Annotated in this window: 7 protein-coding genes; 3 read left to right on the top strand and 4 right to left on the bottom strand. The window is 61.4% G+C overall.

What is annotated here, in order from left to right:
- Together H1Y01_RS06665 and H1Y01_RS06660 are read left to right on the top strand one after the other, a co-directional pair.
- On the top strand, nt 1-733 hold a 733-nt coding region (locus H1Y01_RS06665; protein WP_180539661.1), incomplete at its 5' end, for a DNA translocase FtsK.
- A 139-nt stretch (nt 734-872) separates the two neighbouring features.
- Nucleotides 873-1,013, top strand: a complete 141-nt coding sequence (locus tag H1Y01_RS06660; protein WP_180539660.1) for a DUF433 domain-containing protein — start codon at nt 873-875, stop codon at nt 1,011-1,013.
- Between the two features lie 74 nt (nt 1,014-1,087).
- On the opposite strand, the gene H1Y01_RS06655 is transcribed toward H1Y01_RS06660, so the two are convergent.
- Genes H1Y01_RS06655 through H1Y01_RS06640 form a run of 4 tightly spaced genes read right to left on the bottom strand, consistent with a single transcriptional unit; the run spans nt 1,088 to nt 6,680 of the window.
- Nucleotides 1,088-3,418, bottom strand: a complete 2,331-nt coding sequence (locus H1Y01_RS06655) for a hybrid sensor histidine kinase/response regulator (protein ID WP_180539659.1) — start codon at nt 3,416-3,418, stop codon at nt 1,088-1,090.
- A complete protein-coding gene (locus H1Y01_RS06650; protein ID WP_180539658.1) occupies nt 3,419-4,324 on the bottom strand; it encodes a sugar phosphate isomerase/epimerase family protein in 906 nt (301 codons plus the stop codon).
- Nucleotides 4,321-4,872: a gluconate 2-dehydrogenase subunit 3 family protein gene (locus tag H1Y01_RS06645; RefSeq protein ID WP_180539657.1), complete on the bottom strand. Its 552-nt coding sequence runs from the start codon at nt 4,870-4,872 to the stop codon at nt 4,321-4,323. The genes H1Y01_RS06650 and H1Y01_RS06645 overlap by 4 nt, the downstream gene beginning before the upstream one ends.
- Nucleotides 4,872-6,680 carry a GMC oxidoreductase gene (locus H1Y01_RS06640; RefSeq protein WP_219341336.1) on the bottom strand — a complete coding sequence of 603 codons (1,809 nt, stop codon included), beginning with the start codon at nt 6,678-6,680 and terminating at the stop codon, nt 4,872-4,874. The genes H1Y01_RS06645 and H1Y01_RS06640 overlap by 1 nt, the downstream gene beginning before the upstream one ends.
- A gap of 42 nt (nt 6,681-6,722) precedes the next feature.
- Here H1Y01_RS06640 and H1Y01_RS06635 point away from each other — a divergent pair.
- Nucleotides 6,723-7,417 (top strand): sulfotransferase (locus H1Y01_RS06635; RefSeq protein WP_180539656.1); only part of this gene is annotated, 695 nt, incomplete at its 3' end.

Here is a 7,417-nt window from a genome sequence, read left to right as displayed (position 1 = left end):
GCCGCGCTCGCTGTTCGATGAAGACAACTCGACCGCCGCGGAGGAACTCCGCCCGCTTCCCTACATCCTGATCCTGATCGACGAGCTCGCCGATCTGATGATGCTGGAAGGCCGGAACGTCGAGGAATCCGTCACCCGCCTCGCTCAAATGGCTCGCGCCGTAGGGATGCACCTGGTGCTCGCCACGCAGCGCCCCAGCGTCGACGTCATCACCGGACTCATCAAAGCCAACTTCCCCGCCCGCATCAGCTTCCGAGTCGCCACGCGCGTCGACTCGCGGACCATCCTCGACGTCATGGGCTCCGAACACCTGCTCGGCAAAGGCGACATGCTCTTCCTCCCGCCCGGTTCCTCACGCCTGACCCGCGTCCACGGCGCGTTCGTCACCGAAACCGAGATCAACGAAGTCGTCGAGTTCTGGAAGGAGCAGGCCAAGCCCGAGTACGATCAGTCCTACCTGCTTGCGCCCCCGGACAGCGATGGCGAACCGGATTCCAACGAGCCCGCCCCAGGCGAACAAGACCCGATGTACGAGGATGCCATCCGCGTGGTGCTCGAGATGGGCAAAGCCTCGACATCGACCTTGCAGCGCCGCCTGCGCCTCGGCTACGGCCGCGCGGCCCGGATTCTCGACATGATGCACCGCGACGGCATCATCGGACCGCCCGACGGCAGCCGCCCCCGCGAAGTCCTCAAATCACCGGACTGGTATCGCGAGGTGGAAACGAAGTAACTCCATTCGAGCCGCTAGAGCCCTTTTCCCGGCCCGCTAAAGCCCTTTTTCCGGCCCGCTAAACCCCTTTTTCCGAGCCGCGACGGCAACGGAGCGGTCCCCGCAGTTAGTGCGATTGCGACAGTAAGCAGGAGACGCGATGAAAAACTTCGAGCGCATCACGATTGATCCCGCACAAATGGGTGGCGTTCCGTGCATTCGCCACATCAGGATTCCGGCAGCCACAGTACTCCGGCTACTAGCCGGCGGACTCTCGGACCGCAAAGTACTTGCCGAATAGCCGGATCTCGAAAATTTCTCATTGATAACGCCCTACCGCCGCGCCTGGCCGAACTTCTTACAGCAGCCGGACGTTCAGCACGGCGCCACCGGTGCATTGATCGCCTCCCGCACCCTCTGCCCCAGCGCATCAGCCGTAAACGGTTTCCGCAGCAGCATCGGGACATCCTGCACGCCGTGCGTCGCGATCTCGTCGGCCGTATAGCCCGACATGTACAGGATCTTCATGGTCGGCGTCATCCGCCGGATGATGCGCGCCAGCTCCCGCCCGCTCATCTGCGGCATGATCACATCGGTCAGCAGCAGATCGATGTCGCGCTTCATCTCGCACGCTTCTTTGTAAAGGCGAAGCGCTTCTTTCGGCCCATCCGCCACGATGGTCTGGTAGCCCAGCCGGTCGAGCATAGTCTTCACCAGATCCCGTACGGTGGGTTCGTCCTCGACCACCAAAATCGACTCCGTCCCGCGCGGCGTTCGCCGTGCAGCCTTGCGCTTCGCTTGGGCAGGGGCTTCCGCGGCCTCTTTGCAAGCCGGAAAGAATAGCTGGAACGTGGTCCCCTCGCCAAGCTCGCTCTCCACCGCGATCTCGCCGCCCGCCTGCTTCACGATGCCGTAAACCATCGAGAGCCCCAGCCCGGTTCCCTTCCCGCGCGGCTTCGAGGTGAAGAACGGCTCGAAGATCCGCTGGCGCATCTCGGGTTCGATGCCGGTCCCGGTGTCGTCGACTTCGAGCAGGACCCATTCGCCCGGCGGGACGCCTTCCGGCAGTGGCCCGGCCGGCTGGGTGCGGATCGTCAGTCGGCCGCCCAGCGGCATCGCGTCCCGCGCGTTCGTCGCCAGGTTCACAATGACGGATTCCATCTGCCCAGGGTCCGCCCGGATGAAGCAAGGCTCGGTCGATTTCTCCACCCGGAGCTCGATGTGCTCCCCGATGACCCGTTCCAGCATGCGCTCGGTCACCGCGACCTGCGCGCTCAGATCGATCCGCTGCGGCTTCACCGATTGCCGCCGTCCGAACGCCAGCAGTTGATCCGTGAGATTGGTCGCACGCTTCGCCGCCGCCAGCAGTTCGCCCACATACACCTGCAGCTTCTGCGGCGTCTGATCCTTAGCGATACCCTCCTGCAGCATCTGCGCATAACCGGAAATCACCGTGAGCAGGTTGTTGAAGTCATGCGCGACGCCGCCCGCCAAACGCCCGATCGCCTCCATGCGCTCGGCCTCCTGAAGCCGCGTCTCCAGCTTCAGCCGCTCCGTCTCATCCACGCCCACGCCGCCGATCATCGTGGCGTCTTCGTTGGGGATCGGAAACTGGTAGATCGTGAACCGGTGCGTGATCCCCTGAACCGGAATGTCCTCCACCGCATGGATCGCTTTTCCTTGGGCCCTCACGTCTTCATCGTGCTTGCGCAGCCGTTCCGCGATGTCGGCCGGCCACAACTCGAGGTCGGTCTTGCCCACCACATCCTTCTCCAGAAACCCGAGCATCTTCATCGCGCTCTCGCTGAAAAACACGTAGCAGCCGCGGTGGTCCTTGATGAACGCCATGCCGGGAAGATGCCGCATGAACTCGCGGAACCGCTGCTCCAGTTGCACGCGGGCTTGTTCCGCGCGGCGATGCCCGCTAACGTCGATCATCGTGCTGATGATCGAGTCCTCCAGTTCGCCCGGCTCGGGCGCCAGGATCTGGACGCTGGTGATCGCACGGCCGCGACTTCCGTCCTTGCGCCGGAACTCGATCTCGACTTCGGAAATCGACCGCTTCTGAATCAACTCGCGCATCAGGCGCTCCCACTGCCCCGGAACGTGGATTTCGGAGCTGCGCAGCGCGCGTACCTCCTCAGGCTTTGCATAGCCGAGCATTCGCGCGAAGCTCTTGTTCGAGGCGGTGATGCGGCCGTCGATCGTGGTCTGCACGATCGCCGCCTGGTTTTCTTCAAACAAGACGCGCGCCACCCGGCGTGCCTTGCGCATGGCTTGCTCCGCGCGCCGCCGCTGCGAAATGTTACGCGCCGATACGAACACCTGCCGCACTGTCCCATCGGAATTCGACTCCGGCCGCGCCTTGAATTCCACCCATAATCCCGACCGGTGTTGTTTATTGCGAACGAAATACGTCGTCGCAGTGACTTCTTTTCCTTCGAAAGCCAGGTTCCATGGAAGGCTTTCCTGCTTGCAAAGCCGGCTGGGGCGCTCCACATCGTCCGAGAGATACAGGCCGCTATCCCGCTCCCAACCCTGGAATTCCGCGGCGTCGCCTTGCGGGCCGAACATCTTCTCGGCCGTCGCGCTATAAAGATCGAAACGCCGTTCCTGGTGCGTGACCTGGCTGATCACGAAGACTGCCAGATCGCTGAAGTTCAGGGCCGAGGAAAGCAGCTCGCGCGAGGGATTCGAAAGGACCACTTAAGTGGAGAGTATCATCCGCGCGCTTTGAATCAAGCGCGCGGTTCCGGCATATGGATCTCCATCCGAATCCCATTCGACGGAGTAAAATCCCCGATAATTCGCGGCTTTTGCGATACCAAAGGTCTTCTTTAGATCAATCCGGTACGTTTTTCCCTCGTCGGTTTCGATTTCTTTCAAATGGCTGATATTACACGCGTGCTTGAACATTGCGGTCATGGCGCGATAGTTATAATCCTCGCCTTTATTCAGCAGCATCGAGTTGCAAAAATCGGGCAGCGCGCGCAGCCACGGGCTGTTGACTTTCTCGATCGCCCCAACGATATAGAAGGCTTCTTCGCTCGCCGGATCGTCGTTTTCCAGGTTCACGACGATGCCCTTCGATGCCCCGTATCGCGCGACTTCGGCCAGCGCTTCGCCGGTGCGCGGCACGTCCGAAGCCACGCCTTGCACCGGCGCGATATGGACGCGAACGCTAGGGGATTTGATCAGCGCCGCGACATCGATCCACTTGCGCGCCGTCTCGATCGCCGCCTTGCGCTTCGACGCATCGGGGTCGTTGAAGCTGCCGTGCAGACGGCCGACCGGGATATTCACCACGTGCGCGCCCGCCTGCTCCACCGCCTTGTTGAACTCGTGCAAATACAACGGGTCCATCGTCGGGAAGTGCTCATCCAGCGGCTCGATCCCGTGAACGCCGAAGCGCTGCGCCACCATCGCCGGAAAGTCCACCAGCTTCATGGTCGCGTTCTTCAGGTCGAGCTCTTTGCGGAAGGGGTAAGAGGCGACGGCCAGCCGTTCGTTCACGCCCGCGGGCGCAGCACATCGCGGCTGGCCGGCTCCAAACGCGTGGATGGCGCCCAGCGTTGTACCCAGGGTTGTACCAAAAAATGCCCGGCGATTCATTTGGTCCCGTGGTAGTCAGCCAGCGCGGGGCCGGACGGCAGTTCGCCCGCGTACACGCCGGTCTGATACACGTTGCCCTTGTAATCCATGTCCGTGTGAATGCCGATCTTGCTCGTGTAGTAAACCTGCACCGTCGCGTTCTTGATCAAGCGGAAGAAGAGCTCTTCGGGAGCTTTCGGCTCCTTCTCGTTTTGCGCCATCTGCAGGACGACCGCCTCGCGTTGTTTCCGCGTCCCCTGCATGAAGCCGGCGTTATTGATCTTCTGCGCCAGCGGGTCGACAAGAGCGAGTCCCTGACGCATCTTCTGGCGCTCCTCATCTTCGAACGCCTCGGCCAGTTGCCCGTCCAAATACTCAGCGACCTTCGCGTCCTTCGCGCCGGGACTCGTCTCATCCGTTGGAATCAGGATGTCGCTGATCTCTTCAACCATCGCAAATTCCGGATCGGTGAAGAACTTGTGCGATCCTTGCGCGCGCAAAGCGGCTGCGGCGACAGCCGTCCCCGCCGCGACGCGAAACAGCTCCCGCCGGCCCAAATCGCTACTCATCAGACATTCCCCTTTCGAAATTCATTGGCCAGGTTGTCGCAGCTGCGCCAGCACAGCGCCATGATCGTCCACGTCGGATTCTGGTTGGCCGCGCTTACATGCGTGGCGCCGTCCACCACAAACAGGTTCTTCACGTCGTGCGACTGCTGGAACTGGTTCACCACCGACTTCTTCGGATCGTTCCCCATGCGCGCCGTGCCCATCTCATGGATCGACCAGCCCTCCGTCAGAATTTCATCCTCGACGCCGATAATTTCAATCCCCGCGTCTTCGAACATCTGCTTGGCTTGCTCCGCCATGTCCTTGGCCATCTTCCTCTCGTTGTCGCCGAACTTGTAATTGAAGCGCAGCGACGGGATACCCCATCGGTCCTTCTGCTCGGGATCGAGGTCGACGTAGTTCTCATACCGCGCCAGGACTTCTCCGAAACCGCCCATTGAGATGAACGCGCCTTTGTGATCGCGCACGCTCTTCTTGAACTCCGCGCCGAAACCATTCGTGGAGAACGCGTGACCCGGAAACATGCTTTGCCCGCTCTCGCCTTCAAACCCGTAGCCGCGGATGAAGTTGGGGTTCTTCTCCGTGAGATTGCGGAAACGCGCCAGATAGAAGCCGCCGGGACGTCCGTCTTCCAGCCGGCTGGGTTTGCCGATCAGATCCTTGATCATGCCCGTGACACCCGGTCCCATCACGTGCTCGCAGAAGTTATGTCCCACCTGGCCGCTCGAGTTGCCAATGCCGTTCGGATATAGCGTCGACTTCGAAAGCAGCATCAGCCGCGCGGTTTCCAGCGTGGACGCGCCCAGCAGCACCGCTTTCCCCTTCGCCTGATACGTCTTGCCCGTTTCCGTATCGATAAACGAGACGCCGCTCGCCTTGCCCGTGTTCTTGTCCACCGTGACTTCGTAAACCGTGGCGTTCGTGCGCATGCTCAGATGCCCGGTGTCGAACGCGGGGTAGATCAAACCGGTTGGCGAATCGAATGCCGCATGGATATCGCAGCCGCCGACGCGCCGGTTGCACGCGCCGCGTCCAAAGCATTTCGAACGGTATTTGTTCTTGACGCCGTCGGTCGTCACTCCGGCGCGGTATGGCGTTACTACGCGCCCCTGCTTCGCCATCGCGCTCCGAAACAGCATCTCGCCGGGATTCAGATGGTGCGAGCGCTGGAACTTGCTGTCGGGCAGATAGGGCAGCTTCTCTTTCATCCCGGAGATCCCGAGATACAGGTCGACCCTGTCGTAATAGGGCTCGATATCGGCATACGAGATCGGCCAATCCTCGCCGTATCCGTCGCGCGACGCTGCCTTGAAATCGTAGTCCGAAAGCCGCAGCGCAAGACGGCCCCAGATCGCGGTCTTCCCACCAAGCAACCGCGCGCGCACCCATGCGTACGGCGTGCCGGTGTTGGGGTGATCCTTCTCATCGACCACGATGTTCTTCGAATAGTCCGATCCGCCCCAGCCTTGTACGTAGGAAAACACATGGTTGTAGCGCATGCCCTTGGCATAGGGGCGCGGGCGGATATTGTACTCGTTGCGCGTGAGGGCGTGGTCGTTGGGCGGCATTTCGCCGCGGCGCGGATGGTCGTACGGCCACTCCATCGACTTCAGTTCTTTCTCAATGGGGATCTTCTTGCCGGCCTCGAGTAGCAGCACGTCCATGCCGTGCGAGGTCAATACATGCGCCGCCATGCCGCCGGCTGCGCCCGATCCGACGATCACGGCGTCGTACGTACGCGTGAGGTCGGCCGTGGGCTGCTCGTCTGTCGTTTGCGATTTGGGTTGAGTTCCTACAATTTGGAACACGATGAATGGCTCCGTCCTTCGATCTGGTTAACCTAGATGATATTGCACACCACTGACAAAGATGGCGCGGACGCGCCTTACCTGGCGAAACTCGACGGGCTCACGTTCCGGCCCGTGTTCATCATGGGCCTCCATCGCTCGGGAACCACGCTGCTGCATCGTTTGCTGGCCGAGACCGGATGTTTCAATTACGTCTCGGCGTACGACGTGATCTGCTACAAAGAGGTCCTGGCGAACCACTTCGCCGGACGTACCGCGACCGCGCGCCAGGAGCTGCTGAACCGGTTCAAGAGCTTGGGGCTGACCACGCGCATCATCGATGAGACGCCGGCGACCGCGGAGGCGCCGATCGAGTATGGATTCGCGATCATGCAGGTTACCAACGGGCGTCCGCGCATTACCGACGGGACCCTCGACGTGTTCCGGCAGATGGCGCGTAAGATGCAGTTTATCGGCGATCCGTCGAAGCCGTTGCTGCTGAAGAATCCGTGGGATCAGATCTATTTCCTGGACCTGAAGCGCTGGTTCCCGGATGCGAAGTTCGTGTTCATCCACCGCCACCCCGCGGCGACATTGAACTCGCAGATGCGCGCCATGCGAAGCCTGTTCGAGGCGAAGAACGAGTTTTCGGCGATGATCACGCCGTGGTATCGCGATATGTGGGACCGCCCGCTGCGGCGTATGGTTGCGTTGAGTTTGAATCGCCGGCCGCTGCTGCTGTGGGAGCGCCTGATGAA

This window comes from Nevskia soli, from assembly GCF_903970205.1.
In the GTDB taxonomy this organism is placed as follows: Bacteria; Acidobacteriota; Terriglobia; order Bryobacterales; family Bryobacteraceae; genus Bog-113.
The sequence above is the reverse complement of the archived record's forward strand: the minus strand, read 5'-3'. Positions and strand labels throughout refer to the sequence as shown.